The following is a 22,980-nucleotide window of genomic DNA, read 5'->3' on the forward strand; positions in this document are numbered from 1 at the left end:
CCTGCAGGTCGCGCGTCATGCCGGCCACTGCGCAACCATGTTGTAGGCAACTCTGATCGGATCGGCATTACCTGCTTCTCCGGGCACACCCTTCAGACCGTTATTCACCGCCGTGTGGTAATCGGACGCCCGCATCTGATGTCCGGGGTGCGCCTTGTTGATCTCGTCAAGTGTTCCTACCTTCATGGGGCCGCCTGGGTGCTCAGGATCGGGTACCAGGAGGTCGCCGGGGATCTGGTTCGGCTGGAGTGTTCCGTTGGCCAAGTAGGCACTGAGAAGCAGATGCTGTGCGCTTTCCGGTGCCATGTCTACGCCGCTGGTCATACCGCCGTCGCCGACAGACCCGATGATGCTGGATTTGAGTGCGTTGGCCATCATGCCGAACTCGGGGCCTGCGAGTTTCACAAGCTTGGTACCGGCGTCATAGGCCTTGCTCTTAAGGTCGTGCAGAGCTTTCTCGTCTCCGTGTTGCTGGTTGTTGGCCGCCGTAAGTCCGGAATCGGCAAGGGCCTGGAACCTGCCCGCCTGATCGAGATCACCGATCGCACCACTACCGGAATTGTGCACGGAATCAGCGTAATGCTGGGTTGCCGTGATCGAGTCGTGGTACAGCGCGCCATTGATCGTCTTTGCCGCTTCCGGGTCCGACGACAGGACGTTGAACACGTTCCTGGCTTCGACAAGGTTCCCCTTGCTGGTGTGGGCGTCGGTATCGAACGCGTCACCGAACCCCGGAAACTTGCCGAATATGTCCTCGGTGCCGCCCGCAATGGCTGCGGTGTACGGCGCGAGACCGTTTGCCATGCCCTGCATGAGGCCAGGGTTGTAGTCGCCGACGGAGGCGAATATACCCATGGGGTGTTTCGCAAGACCGGGGTGTTCGGAGAGGTAGCTGGCGTAGGCGCGGGCTGTCTCACCAGACGTCCGCGCATCTTCCAGAGAAACCCCGTCTCCCGGCACGGCTGATGTGCCGGTCCAGCTAAATAGGCTCCCCGCCGCTGTGCCGCGGTCGGGGAATACATGGCTGGTCAGATCGCCAAGGAATCGGTCGTTGCGCTGTCCGTCGGGTCCGGTCAACATGTCGTGCACAGCGATGTGGTCGCGGCTGGTCGCCTTGAAGATGTTCTGCAGTTCGGAATCGACGGGGCCCTTGAGTGAGTCGCCGTGCTGGTTTTCGTATTGCAGGATGTCGGCGCCACGTTGCAATAGTTTGTGGTCGAGGTCGGTGCCGCGCTGAAAGCCTGCGTCGCCGTCCATGATGACCTCGGACAAGCGGTTGAGGTTCCCTGCAGCGGCATCGATCTTCGCCTCCGGCCTGCTCGGGTTGAAAATGGTTGGGTCATCGCGGTGGTAGACGGGTGACTTGTCGTTCAGCAGATTCTGAACTGAGGTTGGCAATTCATTGAATCCGCCGGTCGCAAGTTTGTCTGTCGATCCTTGATCTCCGGGCCTTTCGGACTTGGCGAAGGCGTACTGGTTCGAGCCCATCATCTGAAGTGCATTGCCGACGATGCTCTTGTTGTCGCCAAGTCGCCGCTCCGCCCGGTGGATGTCCTCGATAGACATGCCCTTCATTTGATCGTTCATCTGCCCGAGCACCAGCTGCTGGGAGCGCGTCAATTGCACGGGCCGGCCGGCGTCGCGGTCCTCGATCTGCTCTGGGCTCAAGGTGGATGCAGCCTGGACGCGCGCCTTTTCCTCGTCGGTGGCGGTTCCGGCCAGAACGTCGTGCACATCTTGTTGTGCTTGTTGCGGCGTTTCCTCGGAAAGCTGTTTCTGTGCCAGGGTGTGGCCGCCTGTGCCCTGGTCCAGGACGCGGGCCAGATCGTCATCCAACATCTCGCCACGCGCTATCAATCCGGTTACCCGGCTATGGAGGTCCTTGAGTTTGTTGATGATCTTCTGTATCTCATCAGGCTTCTTCCCCGTGATGTCCGGCGGAGTCACGGCGTTGGTCTTGGGATCGATCTCCACCTTCGGGGGCGCCTCAGCGTCAGCCAAGAACTTGCCGATGTCATCGGCCAACGCTTGCGAATCTCCGTAGGCCTTGTTGGCATGCATCGCGACATACATCGCTTCGAAACCAGCATTGTCGAATCGCGTGGCCGACCGCTTCATCGCATCCTTGGCGGCATCACCGGCATCGCCCTGCCAGGTCGAAATGTCGACAATGGCTTGCACCTTGCCGGAGGCCTCCTGGCTGGCATCGCCACGTTTGGATGCCGCGTCGGCGAGCGCCTTGATATGCGGTGGCCACTTCTGTAGTTCGGCGAGTGTCATTCCCATACGAATCCCCCTAAACCTTGCCGTCCGGTCCGGTGCGCCTGATGAGATCGCGATTGGTGTCATCACGCGCCACGAACTTCTGGGCAGACGAGATGTGATGGTCGCCATGGCCGGTGAGGTCGGCGTGATGTGCTTCGGTTTCCTTCTCCCAGTCGGTGATGCGGCTGCTCAAGGCATTGGCCGAGCGTGCCGACCCGAATCCTGCCTGCGCGTCTTTCATCGCCCGGTGCGCGGCGTCGTGAGCTTCTTTGAGGTCGTCGGCGTGCTGGTGTAACTGCTTGCCGTGGCTCTGTAGTTCTGTGGGGTCCACATATAACGGATTGCCTGAAGGCCCCGAAACGCTCGGCATGACTGGTTCTCCTTGTTGGACACAAACCCCTATGTAAATATCCGACGGCCTAGGGGGCGATTCGGTTCCAAGATCTTCAAGATTTCCTGAAGCCACAGTTCGGGCGAGCTGCCGCCTGCATTCGACCGCTCCCGGACCCTTGACCGCACTAACTTATCGCTGATAACTTAACGCCGTTATTCTCCGGCGGAAGGCGCGATGATGCTCGAACGTTTGGCTCGATGGGTGATCGCGGCGCCCCGCCTCGTCCTCGGTGTGGCGCTGCTGATCGCGATCGTGGCGGCGATCTTCGGTGTACCGGTCACCAAGCATCTTGCCGCCGGCGGTCAGCAGGATCCCAACTCCGAGTCCGCCTATGTCACAAAGGCTCTCAGAGAGAAGTTTGACATCAGCGACCAATCCCTGGTCTTCATGCTCACCAGTGACCATGGCGTGCAGAGTCCGCAGATGCGTTCCGTCGCAGCTGATCTAGCGCGCCAGCTCAAGGAATCCGGCGTGGTGATCAATCTGACCTCGGCGTGGACGGCGCCGCCGCAGGTGGCAGAGGGGCTGCTGGGCGCCGACGGTAAGTCCGGGCTGATCGTCGCCGGTCTGACCGGCGGCGAGAACGACGCGCAGAAGCACGCGGCAAAGCTCATCAAGTCTCTCGCCGTCGATCGCGACGGGGTATCGGTCAAGGCCGGTGGTGTCGCCACGCTCTACAACCAGATCGTGACGCAGTCCGAGAAGGACCTGCTGGTCATGGAATCGATCGCGATTCCGATCAGCTTCGTGGTGCTGGTGTGGATCTTCGGCGGTCTCTATGCGGCGCTCCTGCCGCTCGTCGTCGGAGTGTTCTCGATCGTCGGCGCCATGTCCATCCTGCGGGGACTCACGTACGTCACCGATGTCTCGGTATTCGCGTTGAATCTTGCTGTCGCTATGGGATTGGCGCTCGCCATCGACTATTCGCTGCTGATCATCAGCCGTTATCGCGAGGAGGTGAATGCCGGCAAGCCGCGCGATGAAGCGCTGGTGTTGACCATGGCCACGGCAGGGCGGACCGTGCTGTTCTCGGCGTTGACGGTCGCTCTCGCGCTGGTCGCGCTGATCCTGTTCCCGATGTACTTCCTCAAATCCTTCGGATACGCCGGTGTGGCAGTCGTGTTCGTCGGTGCCATCGCGGCCCTGATCATTGTTCCCGCAGTGGTCACCCTGCTCGGTGACCGTATTGATGCCCTCGACGTCCGGCGCCTGATTCGTAAGATCCTGCGCAGGCCGGAACCTGTCGCCAAGGATGTCACCGAAACCTTCTGGTACCGGACCACCAAAAAGGTTATGGCGCGCGCCATTCCGATCGCCATTGTCATTGTCACCGCATTGGTTGTGCTTGGCCTGCCGTTCCTTGACGGCAAGTTCGGCTTCCCGGATGACCGCGTGCTGCCCACGTCTGCCTCGGCGCACCAGGTTGGCAACGAGATGCGCCGCAACTTCAACAACAACAGCTCCACCAACTTGTCAGTCATCGCAGAGGGCATCGGTGCGGTGCCGCCGAAGCAAATCGACGAGTACGCCGCCGACCTGTCAAATATCGAGGACGTCAAGGAGGTGGCCGCGCCCACCGGCGCTTTCATCCGGGGAATGAAGGTGGGACCACCGGCAAGTGCGACCGGAATCAAAAAAGACACAGCACTTTTCACGGTCCAGACGGCGGCCAAGCCCTATACGGAGGCGGCCGAGCGTCAGCTCGATGCCATCCATGCTCTTCCCGGTCCGGCCGACGTTTCGGTGAAGATTGGTGGTGGGGCGCAACTGGATCGCGATGCCGTCGACGGGATTGTGCACAAACTGCCCTTGGTGCTGGCGATCATCGCGGTGGTCACCTTTGTCCTACTGTTCCTGCTCACCGGCTCGGTGGTGCTGCCGCTCAAGGCGCTGGTACTCAACGTGTTGTCCCTGACCGCCACCTTCGGTGCACTGATCTGGATATTCCAGGAGGGGCACCTCGGCGGGTTCGGCACCGAGGTCACCGGAACCATCGTGGCCACCATGCCGATGCTGCTGTTCTGCATAGCATTTGGATTGTCGATGGACTACGAGGTGTTCCTCATCTCGCGCATCCGTGAGTACTGGATGGCCTCGGGCCGCACCCGGGCCGACAATGACGAGGCGGTGGCGCTCGGCGTGGCCCGCACCGGACGGGTTGTCACCGCGGCGGCGCTGATCATGGCGATTGCCTTCGCGGCACTGATGGCCGCGCAGGTGTCCTTCATGCGCATGTTCGGCACCGGGCTCACCATCGCCATCCTTGTCGACGCGACCATCATCCGGATGCTGTTGGTGCCGTCTTTCATGCGGATGCTCGGGCGCTTCAACTGGTGGGCACCCAAGCCGTTGGTCAAGCTGCACGAACGGATCGGATTCAGTGACTAAGCGGCAGCGGTCCTCGCGCGGTTCCGGCGACCAGCTGCGCGATGAAATAATCGAGGCCGCAATCGATCTTGTGCTGGGCACCCAGGAATTGCGTGCACCCTCCATTCGCGAGGTGGCACGCAAGATCGGTGTCACCCCGCCATCGATCTATCTGCATTTCGCCGACAAGGACGAGCTGATGGATGCCGTCTGCGGACAGTACTTTCAGCGGCTCAACGACAAGATGGTCCAGGCCGCCCGCGGTGACATCTCCGCGCTGGAACGTCTCCATGCGCAGGGCATGGCCTATGTGCGTTTCGCCATCGCGACACCCTTGATGTACCGGCTGGCGACGGTCACCCAACCCGAGGGCGAACTCGACGAGACCATGGCCAGCGCCGCCTTCGATCACCTACACAACGGAGTCAAAGAGCTTGTCGCCGAGGGGATATACCCGGAAGGTGACACCGTGACCATGGCGTTGCAGCTGTGGGTGGCCGCCCACGGTATCGCGTCGATGCTCGTCACCAAGCCGCACCTGCCGTGGGGCGATGCCGAGGAATTCGCCAGCCAGGTGCTGCGTGCGGCCTGCCTGGGGCAAGCGGTCAGCGATGTCGACCTGACGGACGTGCTGCCGCGTCAGAAGTAGAGCTGTGCCGAGGCCAACGTGCCCGGCGCCGCGGAATTGTCGGAGAACTCGAACAGCCCGACGCCGCGGCGGCCATCCAGGCTTATCGTGGCCGATACTGAGGAGCCCGCCGCCAGCAGCTTATTAACGCCCAAAGAGCTTGCTCCGGAGGCGAACTCGGCCAGCGAAGACTCGCAGACCCCGTCCAGGGAGAGCACGGCGTCGGCGGAGAGCAGGGTGGTGACCGTCGAAACATCGCGGGCTCCCAACGCCGCCGCCAGCTCCTGGACGCGCTGTTTACCGGTGTCATGCACGCCCTTGAGCCCGCGCATGAATCCCAGCACGCCGTTGAGCCCCTGGTTCTTGAGCAGCTGCGGCCCCAGCTTGGCGCTGGCCAGCAGGCCGTCACCGCCCGCACCCAGCAGCTGGCCGATCATGGCGCGCAGTTCCCAGTAGGCGAACAGGCGGTCGATCTTCAGGGACGAGGCCGGACCGTCTTCGACGACGTCATAGCGCAGATGCATGGGGATATGCATGGTGACGCCGGTGGACATGGTGGTGTGAATGGTCAGATCACGCAGCACCGACATGCCGGCAACCACATCGTTTTCGACTTCGAAGACGATGGTGTTGGGCGCGATGAAGGTGTCGTAGAACTTGCCGATGGCGGCTTCGCCGATATGCGGCCGCGAACCCACCGGGTCATTCACCTGTCCGTAGGTGGCGAACAGGCCGACCCAGGTGTCCTTGTCATGAGCACCGACAGCTGCTGGCGACGCTTGAACAGTCGCCAGCAGCTCATCGGCAAAGGGTGCGCTGGACACGGGTTTCTCAAAAACCGATCAGGACAGTGATCCGAGCACCGCGTCGTAGTCGGGTTCCTGGGCGATCTCCGGCACCAGCTCGGTGTAGGCGACGTTGCCGTCGGCACCGATCACGACGATGGCGCGGCCCAGCAATCCGGTCATCGGGCCGTCGGCGATGGTGACACCGAAGTCCTCGCCGAACGAGCTGCGGAACGCCGAGGCGGTGCCCACGTTCTCGATGCCCTCGGTGCCGCAGAAGCGCTTCTGGGCAAACGGCAGGTCCTTGGACACACACAGCACCGGCGCGCCCGCCTCGGCGGCACGCTGATTGAAGGTGCGCACGCTGGCCTGGCAGACGGGGGTGTCGATCGAGGGAAAGATGTTGAGGATCACCGGCTTATCCCGGTACTGATCGCTGGTGACGGGGCCGAGATCGGCGCCTACCAGCTCAAATGCCGGGGCAGGAGAGCCGACAGCGGGAAGCTCGCCGACCGTGTTGATGGGGTTTCCGCGCAACGTGATCTGTGCCATGGCCCCAGTGTTCCAGAGTTCGGGTGCGGATTGCATCAGCGGGGCTAGGTTGGTGGCATGACGACGCCCGTCAGCTTTGACAACAGGTTCTTCTCCGCAACGTGGTCGGCCATCGCGCGCCGTGAGCCTCGTGAGATCAAGGAGCTGCGCGCCGAGAATCTGCGCGGCCTGACAGGCCGCGTCTTGGAGGTGGGGGCGGGGACCGGTTCGAACTTCCCGCTGTACCCGAACACCGTCACCTCGGTGACGGCGCTGGAACCCGAGTCCCGGTTGCGTCCGCAAGCCGAGGACGCCGCCGCGGGTGCCGCGATCCCGGTGACCGTGATCGCGGGCGTCTTCGAGGATCTGACGGTGACCGACACGGACCAGTTTGACGCGGTGGTGTGCTCGCTGGTGCTGTGCTCGGTGAGCGACCCAGATCGCGCCGCGGCTCAGGCGTTCGAGGTACTCAAGCCCGGGGGCGAGATGCGTTTCTTCGAGCACGTGGCCCATGGCGGTGCCCTCGGCCTGGTCCAGCGTGCGGTGGACGTGACGTTCTGGCCCAGACTGTTCGGGAACTGCCACACGCACCGGGACACGCTGGCCGCGATCGAGCGGGCCGGGTTCGAGATCGAGGGGCATCGTGACGACTGGCTGAAGGTGATGGGTATCCCGATGCCGTCCTCGTCGATCGTGATTGGGCGTGCGGTCAAGCCTGCTTAGAGAACCTGTCTATCAACCGAATTCGACGACGGTCATGGCCGGCCGGAACCGGTCGGACAACGGCAGGTTGTAGAACAGCGGCGTGGCCAGCTTCAGGAAGGTGCCGCGCCCGGCGGGCATCCGGACCTCGCGCACCGCGCGAACGCCCTCGAGCGCGCGCAGCTGGCCGTATTGGTGGGCGGTGAAGGAGAAGGGCATCGGCGGCACTGTGTAGTGCTCACTGAGGCGCCAGCCACGCCGCTGCGAATACACGCTCATCAGCCAGGGAATGGTGTCAAAGACCATCCAGCCGCCGGGGAAGCGTTTCGCGCAGGCGGCGATGAGGTCGAACACCACGTCGCGCTCCAGATACATGAACAGTCCCTCGGCGGTGATCAGCACGCCATGGGAGTCGTCGACCTGATTCATCCACGAATGATCGAGCGCCGACTGCGCGGCATACCGAACCCGGTCCGACGGCGGCAGCAACTGCCTGCGCAACCTCGCGATGGGCTCAAGGTCGACGGACAGCCAGTTCAGCTCGCCGTTATCGATCCGCCAGAAACTGGTTTGCAGGCCTTCGGCCAGCGCCACCACCGTGGCGCGCGGATGGGCCTCGAGGTATTCATTGGAAACGTTGTCAAATGTCAACGCGCGTAGCGCAATACCTTGATGCGTGCGGCCAAAGTGGTGGTAGTCGTAGTCCAGGCTGTCGCGCAGGACGATGGCCATCGGATCCTCGAGAACACCGTCGGGCCGGTTGGCTTCGGTGGCCCGCTGATTCAGCGTGATGAGTGCGGTTTCGGACACCCCGTCGAGGTGGCGGGCATCAATGGCGGCCATGCACGCCACACTACTAGCGAACGAGCTTGTGCAATGTCCGCAAGTTCCGGGTGGTGGTGGTCGACTTGTACCGCTTCTTTCCGGTGGTCTTCCCGATGGGGCTGCTCAGGGTGTGCGACTTGGGGACCTGCCAGTACAGCACTCCGTCGCCGGTAGCTATGTGTTCGCTCGCGTCCAGCTCGCCTTCCAGGGTGGCCAGCTCGGCCAGCACGGCGGGATCGCTGCAGAACATCACATATGAATGCACGCCCTCGATCTCTGGCTCCCACGGGAACTCCGCGATGATGCGCGCAATGGTGTCCACGCCGTACACCAGCACCCACGCCTCGTATCCGAAGCGTTCGCCCAGTACCCGCTGCAGGCGTTCTTTTACCGCGGCCGCTGGTGCGTCGGCGTCCAACAGCACATTGCCGCTGGCGAGAATTGTTGTCACGCCGGTGAATCCGTCGGACTCGAGCGCGTCGCGGACATCGGCCATCTTCATGGTGATCCCGCCGACGTTGACGCCACGCAGCAGAGCGGCATATCTGGTCATCTGGTTTTCTCTCCGGTGAGTGGCGCCTAGCCGAACTGCAGCAGCGTCATGGACGGGCGAGTCCGGCGCAGAAAACCGCGATCAAGACGCTTGGAGTTGACGAACTTCCAGATCCCGCGGCCACGGTGCAGCGGTATGTCGATGGCGGCGACAACACCCGGAATGGAGGTGAGTGCCTCGCCTTGGTCGGGTGTCAGCGCGAATGGCATGGGCGGAGCCACATAGCGGTCCGACAACTTGAATCCCTGCAGGGTGCGTCTGCTGAACCAGTGCGGGATGCTGTCGAACATCATCTGGCCGCCGGGAAAACGCCTGGCGCAGGCCTCGATCAAGCCGAGCGACTCCTCGGGTTGCAGATACATCAGCAGCCCTTCGGCCGTGATGAACGCGCCGCCGGAGGCGTCGACCTGATCCATCCAGCTCAGATCCAGCGCCGATTGCGCCAGCCGCACAATGCGCTGATCCTCGGGCAGCAGCTTGTCGCGTAGTTCCATGACAGGTGGCAAATCGACTGAATACCAGGTGAATTGGGTGGAAGGATCGGCGCCGCCCAAACGCCAAAAACTGGTTTGCATGCCCTCTGCAAGAGCGACAACCGCGGCCTTGGGGTGCGTCGCCAGGTACACGCGTGCCTGTTGGTCAAAGGCCAGGGCCCGTAAGGCATGGGTCTGAGACGGCCGGCCAAACTTGCGATAGTCGTACTCGATGGCGTCGAACAGCTCGGCGGCCAGCGGGTCCCGGATGACGCTGTCGGGCCGCTTGGCTTCGGTGCCGCGGTTGTGCAATGTCCACAAGGTGGTAGCCGAGACGCCTTCCAGGCTGTCTCCGCTGATCTTCGCCATGAACCTGATGCTAGTGAAATGGGGCGACGATCGGACCCACTCTTGGTTAGGCTGACCGGTATGACCGATTCGAAGGGGAGCGGCGACTCGGCCGCGGACGAGGCCAAGCGCAAGTTCCGCGAGGCGCTTGACCGCAAGAACAACAAGGCCAACTCGGCCGCCGATCACAAGGACACCTCGAGCAAGCCGACCCACGCACATGGCCGGGCCGGCTCGCACCGCGAATTCCGTCGTAAGAGCGGCTAGGCAGCAGCCTTCGTCTGGTTGGCCAGCGCCCGGGCGACGATCAGCCCGCCCAGCACCACCACCCAGCACACCAGCCCAAACCCCTTGAGTCCCCAGACGACTGAGGCCAGGGTGAACCCGCCGGCGATCATCAGTGCCACCCCGACCGCGGCACTGCGCAGGCCGGGCAGCGCGACGTAGCCGCCGTCCCAACCGGGCAGAGGATTGTTCTCCAATGGCCGCAGCGCCAGGAACAAGCCAGCCACCAGGACCGCCATCGTTGCGACCTGCAGCACCGAGAGTGCGATGAAATCCGGTGCGGCGGTGTCATATCGAGAGAACCCGAGGAAGTCGAACAGCAGGTGCATGCCGAGTAGTGCGGGCATGTGCCAGAGGTACAGCGTCATCGCACCCGAGTTGCCGATGGCCACGGCCCACCACACCCGTGGACGCTGAGCCCACCGATTGATAGCCGGCATCGCCGCAATGGCAAGGGCGGACAAGACGATCGCGTGCCCGGCCAGCACCAGCGACGGCGGAATCATGTTCGGCACCTTCTGCCCGGCCACACCCACCAGGCTGATGGTGTACGGACCGAACGTCACCAGCGCGATGTTGATCGCGAAAACCGCTGCGGCCAGCATCAGGGCCGCCTTCTGGGTGATCAGCTGACGGCGGTACCCCACGCCCAAAACCGCCGGCAGCAGCCACACCACGAAGTTCACGTACCCGATGCCCTTGGGGGCGTCCAGCCCCAGCCGCAGCACGTCGATGGCCGCGATGCCCAGGTAGATACCTGCCAGCGCGCTGAACATGGCGCGCGTCGTGGTGATCCGGGCCAGCAGCGGAACAGCCGCCAGCACCAGGACATACGCGCCGAGGAACCACAGCAGCTGGGTGCTCACACCGGCAACGGGCTCGTACACGTGCACCGGCAGGAACTGCCTGAGTACCAGCAGGGCCACCGCCCAAAAGCCCAGGTAGTAGAAGACCGGGCGATACAGCCGGGTGCAGCGGTGCATGAGCCATGAGCCCCAGCTGGTGCCCGGCTTCCAGGACCCCACACTGGCGGCGACGCCGGCGAAGAAGAACAACGGCATGATCTGGAAAACCCAGGTCAGTGCCTGGAAAATGGGGCGCCCGTTGAGCAGGTTGCCCCACAGCAGCACACCATTGTCGATGGTGCTCACCGCCATGACGGTGTGCCCTAGGACCACGCCGGCCAGCGACACGATCCGGATCACGTCAAGGGCGCGATCGCGCGTTGTGGGGGTGGCTGCGCCCACCTCGTCAGCGGTGGGTAAACCCAGAGTCATCGTCATACACCCAGCGTCGCGGTACCGGCGGCGCTGTTGCAGCGCGTACCTACCCGAATCGGCTGAGTAGTTCCCCCCGCCCGCACGGCGAAGGGATACCTAGGCGTCAGCCGCCGAGAGCGGCGATGAGGTCCTTGATCTTGGCGGCCTCGTCCTCGGTGACGGGTTCCTCGGATTCGATCGCCGTCAGGAAGCCGACCTTGAGGCCGGCGCCGTTGGCGGTCTCCTGCGCGGTGAGACGCGCCCGCCGCCGTGCGGTGTACAGACGCTGGCCCAGGGTGGCGCTGGGGCTGCCGGCGGCGGCCTTCATCAGGTCGTCGTACCGATGGCGTACCCCGCTCAGTGCGACGATCACCGAGGGCGTCACCCGGCTGCGACCGGCGGCCTTCGAGATCGCGCCTTCGAGCTTGCGCAGACCGCTCAGCACCACGGCGACGCGTTCGCCGTACTCGGGGTCGCTGGGGTCGGGCAAGGTGTCGATAGCGGACGAGTACATGTGCACTGCCGCATCGACGAGGCTGACAATGACTGGGGCTTCTCCGTCATCCGGCACGACTTCAGGCACGACCCATCGACTCCTTCTGAAAAGACCGGTAATGACCCCAGAGTAGGCGGGGGTCGCCGACAACCTAGCGCCGATTCGCAGCCCGGACAACCCTTATCCGATGAGCGGTTTCTGATCCGGCTGTCTAGGTTGGGTGCGCGAACTGTGCTGTATTACCTGTCTTTTCGGCTGCACGGCGTGCTCACGGGGTGTGCCGCACGCCGATCTTGATTAGCCGGTGGACGCCGCCGTCAGCGCTTCGGTCCGGCTCGGGCGCTCCTGCCAGACGACGGCGACCAGACACAGTGCCGCGAGCGCGGCCACCGCCAGTGCGAAGGTGACACCGGCGGTGCGCAGGCCCCACGCCTGGGCCGCCAGGCCCTCGCCGATGACCGGCAGTGCGATGCCTATGTAGGCGACGACAAAGTAGCTGGAGGTCACCTCTGCGCGGTTGTCCTCGGGGGTTCGGTCGGCGATCGAGGCCAGTCCACGGCTGAAGCTGATGCCCTGGCCGATACCGACCAGCACCGCGCTGGCCAGATACCAGGGCAACGATGACGTGTGTAGCGCCACCACCACGAGCAGCATCCCCGTCAGCAGCACTGCGCAGCCGATGATCAGCGCCTTGGCCGCGGGTACCTGGCGGGTGAGAATCTGTGCCACACAAGAAGATCCGAACGTCAAGAACACGCTCGCGCCCGCAACCGCATGGTTGTCTATACCAAGCACACCGGACAGGAATCCGGGAGCGACGGCGGTGAATGAGCCGAGCGCGGCGAATCCGGCGAAACCTGCCGTCGCGGCAGCCGCGAATGTCGCACGCACCTGGGGTGGCAGCGAAATACGTTGCATACCAAGCTTTCCGTGTCGCGGCGCGGTTTCTGGCACGAAGAGCAGTGCCACCACGGCAAGAGAGACCAGCCCAATGTGCACGACGAACGCCAGATGCGTGGGCCAGGGCGCGTACTGCACGAGAACACCGGCCAACAGGGGGCCCAGGCCGAGGCCGCCGGTGTTGGCGACGGTGGCCACCGCGGCCGCGCGGCCCCGCCAGTGTTCGGGTGCGGACTCGATGACGGCGACGGTGGCCGCGCCGGTGAAGAAGCCCGCCGACAGTCCGGAGACGATGCGCGCGATCAGCAGCAGCGGTACCGAGTCGACGAACAGAAAGATGAGTGAGCTGAGGATGGCGAAGCCGGCTCCCGTCAGCAACAGCGGGCGGCGGCCGAGAACATCGGACCAGCCGCCGAACATCAGTAGCGCGAACAGCACGCCGGCCGCATAGGTGGCGTACACGACGGTGGTGGTGAGTACCGAAAAGTGCATCTGCTGCGAGTACAACGCGTACATCGGGGTCGGCATCGTGGTGCCGATCATGACGGCGGAGAAGCTGAAGGCCAGCAGCACAAAGGCGGCCGAGCGGCGCAGACAGGCAATCACAACCCAATCTAAGTCGCTCGTAGTGCCAGGTTGTTCCCCGCGAGATGACAGATGCGGCGGTGATCACGGCCAGCTAGCGCCGGGACCTCACGCTTCCTTGTGCGACGGGTCATCTCCGTACTGCTGATTGACCGCGCGCAGGAACTTCTCCGCATCGGTTGGCTCCAATGGCGGTAGTTCGATCGTTTCGCTGATGATGCCGTCGGGGAGGCGCGGCTCGGAGCCCACATCGGGAATGAAGTTCTTCAGGGCGCCATCGGTAAAGGGCACGCCGGACTTGACCTGATTGTTGGACACCAGATCGAACGCTCGCGTCATGGCGTCCTGCGATTCCTCGGGTAGCCCGGCCTTGATGGCGGCGATCTCGGTGGAGGACTTGCCGTCGAAAGACTGCGCGAATTCGTAGAGGTACTGCAGCTGGTTCGACGGGATCGTGACGCTCTTGCCGGCGGCCAGATCTTTGAGCTGCTGATCGTTGAGGAGTGACGCCGCATGGACCCGATTGAGTACGGCTTGGTCTTGTGTGGTGTTGCCCTGGAAATGGGCTCCGTCCCGATTCCCCTGGGCGGAGGTCAGTCCGCAGAAGGGGTTGAACGACGCCGCGAGTGCGTCGCAAATGTCTTCGATCTGTTGCTGGGCTTCCAGCTCGGCTGCCCACCACTTGTCGTAGGCCTTGCGCATCATCCGGGTGAACTTGGTGGCGTACAGATTGCCCTTTTCGATGGCGTCCGCGCTGGCGTTCGGCTGCATGATCCACGTGGCCGTGAGGTCTTCGGCGACGGTGTACCCGTGATCGACGGCTTCGTTGTAGAGGTCGACAGCCTCGCGGCGATACTCGATGGACTGAAACTCCAACGTGACAAGGGCCTTTGGAGCATCGTCGAGCAACATCTGAGTGGCGAGATAGATTGCCTTCTCATCGCTGGCGGCGGTGTCCTGGATGGCTCGCGCGGTCGCACCGTCCCAGGGCAGGCCGCCGGGGCTTTCGATCGAGTTCTTGTAATCCTGGGCCCGGTGCTGCAATTCGGTGGCGGCGAGCATCGCCTGGCGCAACGGCACAATCGATTGTTCGGGATGGTTGGTCAGCAACCGTCTGGCCGAATACTCCGACTTCATTGCGGCCTCGATAATGACGCGGCCGAGAGGATAGTCTGCCGAACGTATTCTTCGGTGTCCCCGAACCGGGTCTGCGCCTGCTGGGCCAGATCGGCCATGTTGACGCAGCGGGCGGCAAACATGCGCTGCAACTCGGGAATGACCTCGGTGACGAGTCGTCTGACTGCCGTCAGTGATGGAGCATCCCCCGGCTCAACCCTGGCGGGGTTGTCGGCCCGGTTGCATAGCTTGTGGGCCTGTTCTCTTAATTCCGGCGACAGCTTGCGCAACGCCTCTAGATCAACGTCCAATTGGCCTGACAGCGGCAGCCTCCCCGAGCGTGGCGATCTTGGTCGCCCAAGTTGCCGTAGCGTAGCACCGCTGGGGTTGTCAAAGTTCAGAAGGAAGGAATGTCACATTGGCGAGATTGCAGCTTGCGCAAGACCCGGCCGCCGATGAGTTGCTGGAGGACAACCCGCTGGCCCTACTGATAGCGATGCTTCTGGATCAACAGATTCCGATGGAGGTTGCTTTCGCCGGACCCAAGAAGATAGCTGACCGGATTGGTGGTATCGACGCGCACCAGATTGCGGAGTACGACCCCGAGGCATTCGTGGCGTTGTGTTCCGAGCGGCCCGCCATACACCGGTTCCCCGGATCGATGGCCAGGCGTGTTCAGGTGCTGGCACAGGAGATTGTCGACGAGTACGACGGCCGCGCCGAGAACATCTGGAAGGCCGGAGATCCGGACGGGGCCCAGCTACTCAAGCGGCTCAAGGCACTGCCGGGCTTCGGTGAGCAAAAGGCCAAGATCTTCGTGGCACTGCTGGGCAAACAATACGGCGTGCAGCCCAAGGACTGGCGCAAGGCCGCAGGAAACTATGGCGAGAAGGACACGCATCTGTCGGTCGCCGACGTCGTCGACGCCGAGTCGCTGGGTCTGGTGCGGGCCCATAAGAAGGAAATGAAGGCTGCGGCTAAAGCAAAGGCGGCCAAGGCATAACGCCTTGACCGCCCTTGCTTCGGTACGGAACGAACTACGGCAGCGCCGCGAACATCGGTGCCGACGGGACCAGCCCTGCTCCCGGGGTGGCGGCAGCGGCGGCTGGCAGCCCGGCAACGGGAGCCGCTGCGGCAGCGGGGATTCCGTTGACCAGCGCCGGCGGGATCAGCGTCTGCTGGACACCGGCGGGCAGCAGCTTGGGCAGGTTGGTGGCCCAGAGATCGACGGTCTGGGTGACACCGTCCGCGCCCGGGATCTGAGAAACGCCGGGCAGGCTGCTGGTGGCGGGAACCGACGCCGGAGACAGCGCGGCGGCGGCGGCCGGGGTCAGGGCCTCAGCGGCGGCCGGAGGAACTCCGGGGACAGCCGGTGCGACGGCGGGTGCCACGCCGGGAGCCGGCGCGACCGCGGGAGCCACGCCCGGAGCCGGTGCCACTGCGGGAGCCACGCCCGGAGCGGGTGCGACCGCGGGAGCGGCCGGAGTGACGCCCGGCAGGGAGGGTGCCGCCTGGGAGACCGCGGGCAGCGCAGGTGCGGCCGGTGCGGCGACCGCGGCGGGAGCCGCCGGAGCGTTACCGAAACCGGAAGCGGCCTGGCCCAGGATGGCGGCAGGGTTGGTCGGGTTCGGCGGAGGGCCCGGGATGGGGTCAGCGCTGGCGGTCGACGCCAGGCCCAGCGCCAGGCCGGCCGACGCGAAGGCCGCGATCGACGCGCCCATGAAGACGTTGGTGATCCGTGACATATTGAACTCCAATGCTGTTTCGCTAGACGTGATTACTGGTGCTAAACGCCAAGGTAATCCGTTGCGCGTGTTACTCAAGTGACGCGTGTGGTGTAGACGGAACCGTTACCAAAACGAGTGAGCGAGGTTATCGAAACTCCCGATGGCGACCGAGCAAACAGAGCCGACCAGGGCGAATGCCGAGCCGCTGATGCCGACACGCGGCGCGGCGGCGTGGCGTCGTGTCCGCGAGTGGGGTCCATGGCTGCTGGCGCTGAGTATCGCGGTGCGCTTGGCGTGGGCGTATCTGACGCCTCACGGCGCTGACCTGGTTGACCTTCATGTCTACGTCAGTGGGCCGGCCACGCTGGGACACGGAAATCTCTATGAGTTCACCTACCCGGACAAGACGCCGGACTTTCCGCTGCCCTTTACCTATCCGCCTTTCGCGGCCGTGGTGTTTTGGCCGCTGCACCTGATTCCCTTCACCCTGCTGGGGTTCTGCTGGATTCTGGGCACCATTGCCGCCCTGTATGCGGCGGTTCGGCTGAGCCAGCGACTGCTCGGATTCGACGACGCGCGGGGGGCGGCCGTCTGGACCGCGGTCACGATGTGGACCGAACCGGTGCGCTCCACGCTGGACTACGGGCAGATCAACGTGCTGTTGATGCTGCTGCTTCTGCTGGCAGTGAGCTCCTCGCGATGGTGGGTCTCCGGCACGCTGGTGGGACTCGCCGGCGGGGTAAAGCTGACTCCACTGGTCAGTGGGCTCTACTTCCTGGGTGCGCGCCGTTGGGCGACCGCCATCTGGGCCGGCGTGGTTTTTGTACTGACCGTGCTCGTCGGCATCGCCGTGGTGGGCGAGCAAGGGCGCTACTACTTCACCGATCTGTTGGGTAAGCCGGATCGCATCGGGCCTATCGCCACAGTGTTCAACCAATCCTGGCGCGGCGGGATCTCCCGGATCCTGGGGCACGACGCCGGGTCGGGGGCATTGGTGTTGTGTGCCTACGCGGTCACCGCGGTACTGGCCTTTTTGGCATGGCGCGCCGTGCACGACAGGCTGGGCCGGATCTGTGTAGTGGAGACGTTCGGCCTGCTCATCTCGCCCATCTCGTGGACACACCACTGGGTGTGGATGGTGCCGTTCATGGTGTGGCTGCTGCACGGTCCTTGGCGAGAAAAACTGGGCGCGAAAGTCTTTGGATACGGGTGGCTGGTGTTGTTGTTGATCGGGGTGCCCTGGTTACTCAGCTTCGAGCAGCCCGATATCTGGCGCATCGACCGGCCCTGGCCGCTGGCCTGGGCCGGACTGGTGGACATCGTCGCGGCGATGGCGACACTTGCCTGGATGGCAATGGTGGGCTGGCGAGCGCGCCGTCCCGCCGCCGGTGACCCCGGTCCGATTAATACCGAATGAGCAACGTGCGGGGCCGCACCTTCGCCTAGTTGGGCGGTAACGTGCCCCGCGTGCAGCAACTGCGTGGGCTCGCCGCGGCCATCGCGGTCGCCTCGATGGTGATGGTCATAGGCCTGGTAACCATCGGCCTGCCGCCACCGGCGGCCACGGCAGCGCCGTCCAGGGTGAACGACGACAAGGGCAAATTCAGTTTCGCGCCGCCGCCGGGATGGGCCCGCGCCGATGCCCAGCGACTGACCTACGGCACCACCTTGCTGACCAACGCGACGGCGCCCAACAGCGAGATCTTGCTGGGCCCATTGGAACAGCAGCTTTTCGCGGGCTTCATCCCGTCGTACCCGGACAATCGCAAGGCCGCTATCCGGCTGGCCTCGGACCTGGGCAACTTCCTGCTGCCGTACACGGGCAACCGGCTCGACTGGGACGATCAGGCATTCAGTGTGAACGGCTTGCCGGCGGCTTCTGCGTACTACGACATGAAGTTCGACGATCCGCGGCGCGAAGACGCCCAGATCTGGGCGGGCGTGGTGGGTTACGACACGAATCGGTTCTTCATCTTGTGGCGGGGGAGCGCATCCTCGCCGATCGATCGAGGTGCTGCCCGGGCTCTGGCCGAGTCGATCGAGCCGTATTAGACGCGTTGCGACACGGTCCGCGCGGTCGGATACGGTGGCGCCATGTCTGAACATTGGACGGTCCTGGTCACCGGCGCCTCCAGCGGTATCGGCGCGAGCGCGGCCCGGATCTTCGTCGAGCGTGGACACCGCGTATTCGGTACCAGTCGCAACCCCGACACCGTCACCGACCGCGTTCCCGGGGTGCAGTATCTGCGGCTCGATCAGACCGACAAGGCCAGCATCGCAGAATGCGTCACCCAGGCCGGTGCGGTGGACATCTTGGTCAACAACGCCGGCGAGAGCCAGATCGGCGCGCTGGAAGATATCTCGATCGATGACTTCGAGAAGCTCTACACCACCAATGTCTTTGGGCCCGTTGCGCTCACCAAGGCGGTACTGCCCGGTATGCGCGAACGGCGCCGGGGTGCCATCGTCATGGTGGGGTCCATGGCGGGCACTTTGCACGTCCCGTTCCGGTCCACCTACAGCTCGGCGAAATCGGCCTTACACACGGTGGCCGACTGTCTGCGCTACGAGGTGGCGCCGTTCGGGATCACGGTGAGCACCGTGGAACCCGGCGTGATCGCGACCGGAATCGAGACGCGCCGCAACCGCGTTGTCCCCGAGGGGTCCGCCTATCGGGAGGCGTTTCAGACGGTCGACGCGGCGATGGCCGCGCGGGAACAGCACGGCATGGCCACCGACGACCTGGCACGCCTGGTCGTCGATGTGGCGCTCAACCCTGACCCGAAACCTTTGTATGCCAAGGGGAGTAACGCCCCGATCATCATGGCGGCGCAGCGGCTGCTACCGGCCCGGCTCTTCTTGAAGTTCTTGGCGCGCATGCACGGGTTGAAGGTGGGCTAGCACATGTTTCCGCAGGGTATGCATCCCACCGGATCGTCAGACGCGTTCCACTCCAAGGATATTGGCCGGCTGTTGCTGCAATGCCCGGACCGGATTGGCGTCGTCGCGGCCGTCAGTGCCTTCCTGGCCGACGCGGGTGCCAGCATCATCTCGCTGGCCCAGTATTCGACGGAACCCCAGGGCGGCTGGTTCATGCAGCGCACGGTGTTCCACCGCTCCGGGCTCGCCGCGGCGCGGGACGAGATGGAAGCCAAGTTCGCCGGCATCGCCGAAGAATTCGATGTCCAATACCGTTTCAGTGAGGCCGCCAAGCCCAAGCGGGTGGCCATCATGGTCTCGCGTACAGACCACTGCCTACTGGACCTGCTGTGGCGTAACCGTCGCGGTGAGCTCGACATGTCGATTGTGATGGTGATTTCGAACCATCCCGATCTCGCCGATCAGGTGCGCTCGTTCGGGTTGCCGTTCGTGTACATCCCCGCGACGCGCGAGAACCGCGCCGAGGCCGAACGCAAGCACCTCGAACTGCTGCGGGGGAATGTGGACCTGGTGGTCCTGGCCCGCTACATGCAGATCCTGTCGCCGGAGTTCCTCAATGAGATCGACTGTCCACTGATCAACATCCACCATTCCTTCCTGCCCGCGTTCACCGGCGCCATGCCGTACCGCCGGGCACGGGAACGTGGCGTCAAGATGATTGGTGCGACAGCGCATTACGTGACGGCGGAGCTCGACGAGGGGCCGATCATCGAGCAGGACGTGATCCGGGTGGATCACACGCACACGGTTGAAGACCTGGTGCGGCTCGGTTCGGACGTCGAGCGGCTGGTGTTGTCGCGTGCGGTGGCCTGGCACTGCGAGGACCGCGTCATGCGGCACGGGAACGTCACCGCGATTCTCTGATCCGGGCGCGCGAGCGACACCTCAGGTCCGGTGAATGTGGCGTGTCTTAGTGCGCAACGCCGCGCTCGTGGCTAGTGGCCGGCCTGCGAGTCGATGGCCCGGGCCAGGGCCAGGTCCTTATCGGTGATCCCGCCTGCGGAGTGCGTGGACAACACGAACGTCACAGTGCGCCATCGGATATCGATATCTGGGTGATGGTCGACGGACTCCGCGTGCTCGGCGATACGGCGCACCGCGTCGATGCCGTCGAGGAAGGTGCCGAATGTGACGGCGCGGCGCAGGGAATCGCCCTCCCGCGTCCACCCCGGAAGGTCGGTGAGCGCTGCGCTGATCTGGTCGTCGCTGAGCAGAGCCATGGTGTCAACGTATAGCGTCGAGCACCATGGCGATAGTGGTCGCGGGTGCGGTGATCGACGGGGACAAGCTGCTCATCGCGCAGCGCGCCAAACCCGCCGAGCTCGCCGGACAGTGGGAGCTTCCGGGCGGCAAGGTCGCCGAGGGCGAATCGGAGCCGCAGGCGCTTGCCCGGGAGTTACGCGAGGAACTCGGGATCGAAACCGAGGTGGGTACCCGCCTCGGCGGCGACGTCGTCGTCGGGAACCTGGTGCTGCGTGCCTACGGCGCGCGCTTGCGCGGCGGCGTCCCTCATCCGCATGAGCATCTGGCGCTGCGCTGGGTCACCGCCGACGAACTCGACACCGTCGAATGGGTCGCGGCCGACGGCGGATGGATTCCCGCGCTCAAAGAAGCGCTAGTGGGCCCGCGCCCGGTGTAGCACCTTCTTTAGCTCTTTTTCCGAGAGGCCATGGTGCTCGGCCTTCTGCATTTTGTGCACCACAACGGGGCACTTGGTGCAGCGTGGCTTGCTTTTACAGCACTTCTTCTTGGGCTTGAGCCTTGCGACCTTGCTGGCCTTCACGAGCGTCCTACTTCTGGGGCTGACGATGGGTCTTGCTATGTCCGGCGTCACATCAATTGTTCGCCGGTTTCGTGAACGGCGGGCTGTACTGCCAGAATTGGCAGACGTGACCCACAGTTTCCGGAACGTAGCCATTGTTGCGCACGTCGACCACGGCAAGACAACCCTGGTCGATGCGATGCTCAAACAATCGGGTGCGCTCTCGCACCGAGGTGATGACGCTGTTGAGCGCCTGATGGACTCCGGTGACCTGGAGAAGGAAAAGGGCATCACCATCCTGGCCAAGAACACCGCGGTGCACCGGCACCACGCGGATGGCTCCATGACGGTCATCAACGTGATCGACACCCCAGGCCACGCCGACTTCGGTGGCGAGGTGGAGCGCGGACTGTCCATGGTGGATGGCGTGCTGCTGCTGGTCGACGCCTCCGAGGGGCCGCTGCCGCAGACCCGGTTCGTGCTGCGTAAGGCACTTTCCGCGCACCTGCCGGTGATCCTCGTCGTGAACAAGACCGACCGTCCCGACGCCCGCATCGCCGAGGTCGTCGAGGAGAGCCATGACCTGCTGCTCGATGTCGCCTCGGACCTCGACGAGGAGGCGCAGGCGGCCGCCGAGAAGGCGCTCGATCTGCCGACGCTGTACGCATCAGGCCGTGCCGGCATCGCCAGCACCACCGAGCCCGCCAACGGGGAAAACCCGGACGGGGAAAACCTCGACCCGCTCTTCGACGTCCTGCTCGAGCACATCCCGCCGCCCAAGGGCGACCCGGAGGCCCCCCTGCAGGCGCTGGTCACCAACCTCGACGCGTCGGCCTTCCTGGGCCGTCTGGCGCTGATCCGCATCTACAACGGGCGCATCCGCAAGGGACAGCAGATCGCCTGGATGCGTGAAGTGGACGGCCACCCCGTCATCACCAACGCCAAGATCACCGAGCTGCTGGCCACCGAGGGCGTGGACCGCAGCCCGACGGAGGAAGCGGTGGCTGGGGACATCGTGGCGGTCGCCGGTATGTCCGAGATCATGATCGGTGACACACTGGCCGATCCCGACCATGCGCACGCGCTGCCACGCATCACCGTCGATGAGCCCGCGATCTCGGTGACCATCGGCACCAACAGCTCGCCGCTCGCGGGCAAGGTGTCCGGGCACAAGCTGACCGCGCGCATGGTCAAGTCGCGGCTGGATTCGGAGCTCATCGGCAATGTGTCGATCAAGGTCGTCGACATCGGCCGTCCGGACGCCTGGGAGGTGCAGGGCCGAGGCGAGCTGGCGCTGGCCATCCTCGTCGAGCAGATGCGCCGTGAGGGCTTCGAGCTGACCGTCGGAAAGCCTCAGGTGGTCACCCGGCAGATCGACGGCAAGCTGCACGAGCCGTTCGAGGCCATGACCATCGACTGTCCCGAGGAATTCGTCGGTGCCATCACTCAGCTGATGGCCGCCCGCAAGGGCCGCATGGAGGAGATGGCCAACCACGCCGCCGGATGGGTCCGGATGGACTTCATCGTGCCGTCGCGCGGCCTCATCGGCTTCCGCACCGACTTCCTGACGCTGACCCGGGGCACCGGCATCGCGAACGCCGTCTTCGAGGGCTACCGCCCGTGGGCGGGGGAGATCCGTGCGCGGCACACCGGCTCGCTGGTGTCCGACCGCACCGGCAGCATCACGCCGTTCGCCATGATCCAGCTGGCCGATCGCGGACAGTTCTTCGTCGAGCCGGGCGAGGACACCTACGAGGGCCAGGTCGTCGGGATCAACCCGCGTGCCGAGGACCTCGACGTGAACGTCACGCGTGAGAAGAAGCTGACCAACATGCGTTCCTCCACCGCCGACGTCATGGAGACCCTGGCCCGGCCGATCGAGCTGGACCTGGAGCAGGCCATGGAGTTCTGTGCGGCCGACGAATGTGTCGAGGTGACCCCGGAAATCGTGCGCGTGCGCAAGGTTGACCTGGACGCCAACACCCGGGCGCGCAATCGTTCACGTGCCAAGGCAGCCGCCAACAACAGCTAGATTCGGC

General features: G+C 64.3%; 25 protein-coding genes. 11 read left to right on the top strand and 14 right to left on the bottom strand.

Annotated features, from left to right (window positions below; all coding sequences use genetic code 11):
- Nucleotides 1-15: 15 nt before the first annotated feature.
- Together ABG82_RS06910 and ABG82_RS06915 are read right to left on the bottom strand one after the other, a co-directional pair.
- Entirely contained in the window at nucleotides 16-2,286 is a 2,271-nt protein-coding gene (locus tag ABG82_RS06910) for a TPR repeat region-containing protein (RefSeq protein ID WP_043077285.1), read from the bottom strand.
- Nucleotides 2,287-2,296: 10 nt separating this feature from the next.
- Nucleotides 2,297-2,635: a WXG100 family type VII secretion target gene (locus tag ABG82_RS06915; RefSeq protein ID WP_043077284.1), complete on the bottom strand. Its 339-nt coding sequence runs from the start codon at nucleotides 2,633-2,635 to the stop codon at nucleotides 2,297-2,299.
- Between the two features lie 201 nt (nucleotides 2,636-2,836).
- On the opposite strand from ABG82_RS06915, the gene ABG82_RS06920 reads away from it, so the two are divergent.
- Nucleotides 2,837-5,047: an MMPL family transporter gene (locus tag ABG82_RS06920; protein WP_043077331.1), complete on the top strand. Its 2,211-nt coding sequence runs from the start codon at nucleotides 2,837-2,839 to the stop codon at nucleotides 5,045-5,047.
- Entirely contained in the window at nucleotides 5,040-5,675 is a 636-nt protein-coding gene (locus ABG82_RS06925) for a TetR/AcrR family transcriptional regulator (RefSeq protein WP_043077283.1), read from the top strand. The genes ABG82_RS06920 and ABG82_RS06925 overlap by 8 nt, the downstream gene beginning before the upstream one ends.
- On the opposite strand, the gene ABG82_RS06930 is transcribed toward ABG82_RS06925, so the two are convergent.
- Both ABG82_RS06930 and tpx read right to left on the bottom strand, forming a co-directional pair.
- Complete coding sequence (locus ABG82_RS06930) at nucleotides 5,666-6,478, bottom strand: nuclear transport factor 2 family protein (protein WP_043077282.1); 813 nt, start codon at nucleotides 6,476-6,478, stop codon at nucleotides 5,666-5,668. The two genes, ABG82_RS06925 and ABG82_RS06930, sit on opposite strands and share 10 nt — an antisense overlap.
- Before the next feature lie 18 nt (nucleotides 6,479-6,496).
- Complete coding sequence (tpx, locus tag ABG82_RS06935) at nucleotides 6,497-6,991, bottom strand: thiol peroxidase (protein ID WP_043077330.1); 495 nt, start codon at nucleotides 6,989-6,991, stop codon at nucleotides 6,497-6,499.
- A gap of 57 nt (nucleotides 6,992-7,048) precedes the next feature.
- Here tpx and ABG82_RS06940 point away from each other — a divergent pair, with 57 nt between their 5' ends.
- Nucleotides 7,049-7,693, top strand: a complete 645-nt coding sequence (locus ABG82_RS06940) for a class I SAM-dependent methyltransferase (protein WP_043077281.1) — start codon at nucleotides 7,049-7,051, stop codon at nucleotides 7,691-7,693.
- Between the two features lie 12 nt (nucleotides 7,694-7,705).
- Here the strand turns inward: ABG82_RS06940 and ABG82_RS06945 are convergent, their stop codons facing one another.
- Genes ABG82_RS06945 through ABG82_RS06955 form a run of 3 tightly spaced genes read right to left on the bottom strand, consistent with a single transcriptional unit; the run spans nucleotide 7,706 to nucleotide 9,892 of the window.
- Entirely contained in the window at nucleotides 7,706-8,515 is an 810-nt protein-coding gene (locus ABG82_RS06945) for a class I SAM-dependent methyltransferase (protein WP_043077280.1), read from the bottom strand.
- Between the two features lie 13 nt (nucleotides 8,516-8,528).
- Nucleotides 8,529-9,050 carry a DUF1697 domain-containing protein gene (locus ABG82_RS06950; RefSeq protein WP_043077279.1) on the bottom strand — a complete coding sequence of 174 codons (522 nt, stop codon included), beginning with the start codon at nucleotides 9,048-9,050 and terminating at the stop codon, nucleotides 8,529-8,531.
- Nucleotides 9,051-9,076: 26 nt separating this feature from the next.
- The gene (locus ABG82_RS06955; RefSeq protein WP_043077278.1) at nucleotides 9,077-9,892 is read right to left on the bottom strand and encodes a class I SAM-dependent methyltransferase; all 816 of its coding nucleotides are present in this window, start codon (nucleotides 9,890-9,892) and stop codon (nucleotides 9,077-9,079) included.
- A 60-nt stretch (nucleotides 9,893-9,952) separates the two neighbouring features.
- On the opposite strand from ABG82_RS06955, the gene ABG82_RS06960 reads away from it, so the two are divergent.
- Nucleotides 9,953-10,138: a DUF5302 domain-containing protein gene (locus tag ABG82_RS06960; protein ID WP_043077277.1), complete on the top strand. Its 186-nt coding sequence runs from the start codon at nucleotides 9,953-9,955 to the stop codon at nucleotides 10,136-10,138.
- Here the strand turns inward: ABG82_RS06960 and ABG82_RS06965 are convergent.
- From ABG82_RS06965 to ABG82_RS06985, 5 genes are all read right to left on the bottom strand, one after another.
- On the bottom strand, nucleotides 10,135-11,439 hold the full coding sequence (locus ABG82_RS06965) for an acyltransferase family protein (RefSeq protein ID WP_043077276.1): 1,305 nt from the start codon (nucleotides 11,437-11,439) through the stop codon (nucleotides 10,135-10,137). The two genes, ABG82_RS06960 and ABG82_RS06965, sit on opposite strands and share 4 nt — an antisense overlap.
- 100 nt (nucleotides 11,440-11,539) lie before the next feature.
- On the bottom strand, nucleotides 11,540-11,929 hold the full coding sequence (locus tag ABG82_RS06970; RefSeq protein WP_043077329.1) for a hypothetical protein: 390 nt from the start codon (nucleotides 11,927-11,929) through the stop codon (nucleotides 11,540-11,542).
- A gap of 279 nt (nucleotides 11,930-12,208) precedes the next feature.
- On the bottom strand, nucleotides 12,209-13,417 hold the full coding sequence (locus ABG82_RS06975) for an MFS transporter (RefSeq protein ID WP_043077275.1): 1,209 nt from the start codon (nucleotides 13,415-13,417) through the stop codon (nucleotides 12,209-12,211).
- Nucleotides 13,418-13,504: 87 nt separating this feature from the next.
- Nucleotides 13,505-14,533 carry a TPR repeat region-containing protein gene (locus ABG82_RS06980; RefSeq protein WP_043077274.1) on the bottom strand — a complete coding sequence of 343 codons (1,029 nt, stop codon included), beginning with the start codon at nucleotides 14,531-14,533 and terminating at the stop codon, nucleotides 13,505-13,507.
- On the bottom strand, nucleotides 14,530-14,823 hold the full coding sequence (locus ABG82_RS06985) for a hypothetical protein (protein WP_043077273.1): 294 nt from the start codon (nucleotides 14,821-14,823) through the stop codon (nucleotides 14,530-14,532). Before ABG82_RS06985 ends, ABG82_RS06980 begins: the two co-directional genes overlap by 4 nt.
- Before the next feature lie 116 nt (nucleotides 14,824-14,939).
- Here ABG82_RS06985 and ABG82_RS06990 point away from each other — a divergent pair, with 116 nt between their 5' ends.
- Nucleotides 14,940-15,515 carry an HhH-GPD-type base excision DNA repair protein gene (locus ABG82_RS06990; protein ID WP_174544353.1) on the top strand — a complete coding sequence of 192 codons (576 nt, stop codon included), beginning with the start codon at nucleotides 14,940-14,942 and terminating at the stop codon, nucleotides 15,513-15,515.
- 34 nt (nucleotides 15,516-15,549) lie between these two features.
- On the opposite strand, the gene ABG82_RS06995 is transcribed toward ABG82_RS06990, so the two are convergent.
- Nucleotides 15,550-16,257, bottom strand: coding sequence for a hypothetical protein (locus ABG82_RS06995; RefSeq protein ID WP_043077271.1), 708 nt, complete (start codon nucleotides 16,255-16,257; stop codon nucleotides 15,550-15,552).
- 142 nt (nucleotides 16,258-16,399) lie between these two features.
- Between ABG82_RS06995 and ABG82_RS07000 the strand changes: the two genes are divergently transcribed.
- Genes ABG82_RS07000 through purU form a run of 4 tightly spaced genes read left to right on the top strand, consistent with a single transcriptional unit; the run spans nucleotide 16,400 to nucleotide 20,043 of the window.
- On the top strand, nucleotides 16,400-17,656 hold the full coding sequence (locus ABG82_RS07000; RefSeq protein ID WP_043077270.1) for a mannosyltransferase: 1,257 nt from the start codon (nucleotides 16,400-16,402) through the stop codon (nucleotides 17,654-17,656).
- Between the two features lie 50 nt (nucleotides 17,657-17,706).
- Nucleotides 17,707-18,291, top strand: a complete 585-nt coding sequence (locus ABG82_RS07005) for an APA family fibronectin-binding glycoprotein (RefSeq protein WP_052510965.1) — start codon at nucleotides 17,707-17,709, stop codon at nucleotides 18,289-18,291.
- Nucleotides 18,292-18,333: 42 nt separating this feature from the next.
- Nucleotides 18,334-19,140, top strand: coding sequence for an SDR family oxidoreductase (locus tag ABG82_RS07010; RefSeq protein ID WP_043077269.1), 807 nt, complete (start codon nucleotides 18,334-18,336; stop codon nucleotides 19,138-19,140).
- A gap of 3 nt (nucleotides 19,141-19,143) precedes the next feature.
- Nucleotides 19,144-20,043: a formyltetrahydrofolate deformylase gene (purU, locus tag ABG82_RS07015; protein ID WP_043077268.1), complete on the top strand. Its 900-nt coding sequence runs from the start codon at nucleotides 19,144-19,146 to the stop codon at nucleotides 20,041-20,043.
- A gap of 71 nt (nucleotides 20,044-20,114) precedes the next feature.
- Here purU and ABG82_RS07020 read toward each other — a convergent pair whose 3' ends face one another.
- Nucleotides 20,115-20,399, bottom strand: a complete 285-nt coding sequence (locus tag ABG82_RS07020; RefSeq protein WP_043077267.1) for a 4a-hydroxytetrahydrobiopterin dehydratase — start codon at nucleotides 20,397-20,399, stop codon at nucleotides 20,115-20,117.
- A gap of 26 nt (nucleotides 20,400-20,425) precedes the next feature.
- Here ABG82_RS07020 and ABG82_RS07025 point away from each other — a divergent pair, with 26 nt between their 5' ends.
- Complete coding sequence (locus tag ABG82_RS07025; RefSeq protein ID WP_043077266.1) at nucleotides 20,426-20,818, top strand: (deoxy)nucleoside triphosphate pyrophosphohydrolase; 393 nt, start codon at nucleotides 20,426-20,428, stop codon at nucleotides 20,816-20,818.
- A gap of 250 nt (nucleotides 20,819-21,068) precedes the next feature.
- Nucleotides 21,069-22,973, top strand: coding sequence for a translational GTPase TypA (gene typA / locus ABG82_RS07030; protein ID WP_043077264.1), 1,905 nt, complete (start codon nucleotides 21,069-21,071; stop codon nucleotides 22,971-22,973).
- Nucleotides 22,974-22,980: the final 7 nt, after the last annotated feature.

This window comes from Mycobacteroides immunogenum (assembly GCF_001605725.1).
GTDB classification, from domain to species: Bacteria; Actinomycetota; Actinomycetes; order Mycobacteriales; family Mycobacteriaceae; genus Mycobacterium; species Mycobacterium immunogenum.

What these genes read in the sequence shown, in the direction of transcription:
- ABG82_RS06960 (WP_043077277.1), top strand. Translation starts at nt 9,953, where the DNA reads ATGACCGATTCGAAGGGGAGCGGCGACTCGGCCGCGGACGAGGCCAAG.
- ABG82_RS07000 (WP_043077270.1), top strand. Translation starts at nt 16,400, where the DNA reads ATGGCGACCGAGCAAACAGAGCCGACCAGGGCGAATGCCGAGCCGCTG.
- ABG82_RS06965 (WP_043077276.1), bottom strand. Translation starts at nt 11,439, where the DNA reads ATGACGATGACTCTGGGTTTACCCACCGCTGACGAGGTGGGCGCAGCC.
- ABG82_RS06915 (WP_043077284.1), bottom strand. Translation starts at nt 2,635, where the DNA reads ATGCCGAGCGTTTCGGGGCCTTCAGGCAATCCGTTATATGTGGACCCC.
- ABG82_RS07010 (WP_043077269.1), top strand. Translation starts at nt 18,334, where the DNA reads ATGTCTGAACATTGGACGGTCCTGGTCACCGGCGCCTCCAGCGGTATC.
- ABG82_RS06940 (WP_043077281.1), top strand. Translation starts at nt 7,049, where the DNA reads ATGACGACGCCCGTCAGCTTTGACAACAGGTTCTTCTCCGCAACGTGG.
- ABG82_RS06910 (WP_043077285.1), bottom strand. Translation starts at nt 2,286, where the DNA reads ATGGGAATGACACTCGCCGAACTACAGAAGTGGCCACCGCATATCAAG.
- tpx (WP_043077330.1), bottom strand. Translation starts at nt 6,991, where the DNA reads ATGGCACAGATCACGTTGCGCGGAAACCCCATCAACACGGTCGGCGAG.
- ABG82_RS07020 (WP_043077267.1), bottom strand. Translation starts at nt 20,399, where the DNA reads ATGGCTCTGCTCAGCGACGACCAGATCAGCGCAGCGCTCACCGACCTT.
- ABG82_RS06995 (WP_043077271.1), bottom strand. Translation starts at nt 16,257, where the DNA reads ATGTCACGGATCACCAACGTCTTCATGGGCGCGTCGATCGCGGCCTTC.
- ABG82_RS06955 (WP_043077278.1), bottom strand. Translation starts at nt 9,892, where the DNA reads ATGGCGAAGATCAGCGGAGACAGCCTGGAAGGCGTCTCGGCTACCACC.
- ABG82_RS06920 (WP_043077331.1), top strand. Translation starts at nt 2,837, where the DNA reads ATGCTCGAACGTTTGGCTCGATGGGTGATCGCGGCGCCCCGCCTCGTC.
- ABG82_RS06980 (WP_043077274.1), bottom strand. Translation starts at nt 14,533, where the DNA reads ATGAAGTCGGAGTATTCGGCCAGACGGTTGCTGACCAACCATCCCGAA.
- ABG82_RS07025 (WP_043077266.1), top strand. Translation starts at nt 20,426, where the DNA reads ATGGCGATAGTGGTCGCGGGTGCGGTGATCGACGGGGACAAGCTGCTC.
- ABG82_RS06950 (WP_043077279.1), bottom strand. Translation starts at nt 9,050, where the DNA reads ATGACCAGATATGCCGCTCTGCTGCGTGGCGTCAACGTCGGCGGGATC.
- ABG82_RS06945 (WP_043077280.1), bottom strand. Translation starts at nt 8,515, where the DNA reads ATGGCCGCCATTGATGCCCGCCACCTCGACGGGGTGTCCGAAACCGCA.
- ABG82_RS06970 (WP_043077329.1), bottom strand. Translation starts at nt 11,929, where the DNA reads ATGTACTCGTCCGCTATCGACACCTTGCCCGACCCCAGCGACCCCGAG.
- purU (WP_043077268.1), top strand. Translation starts at nt 19,144, where the DNA reads ATGTTTCCGCAGGGTATGCATCCCACCGGATCGTCAGACGCGTTCCAC.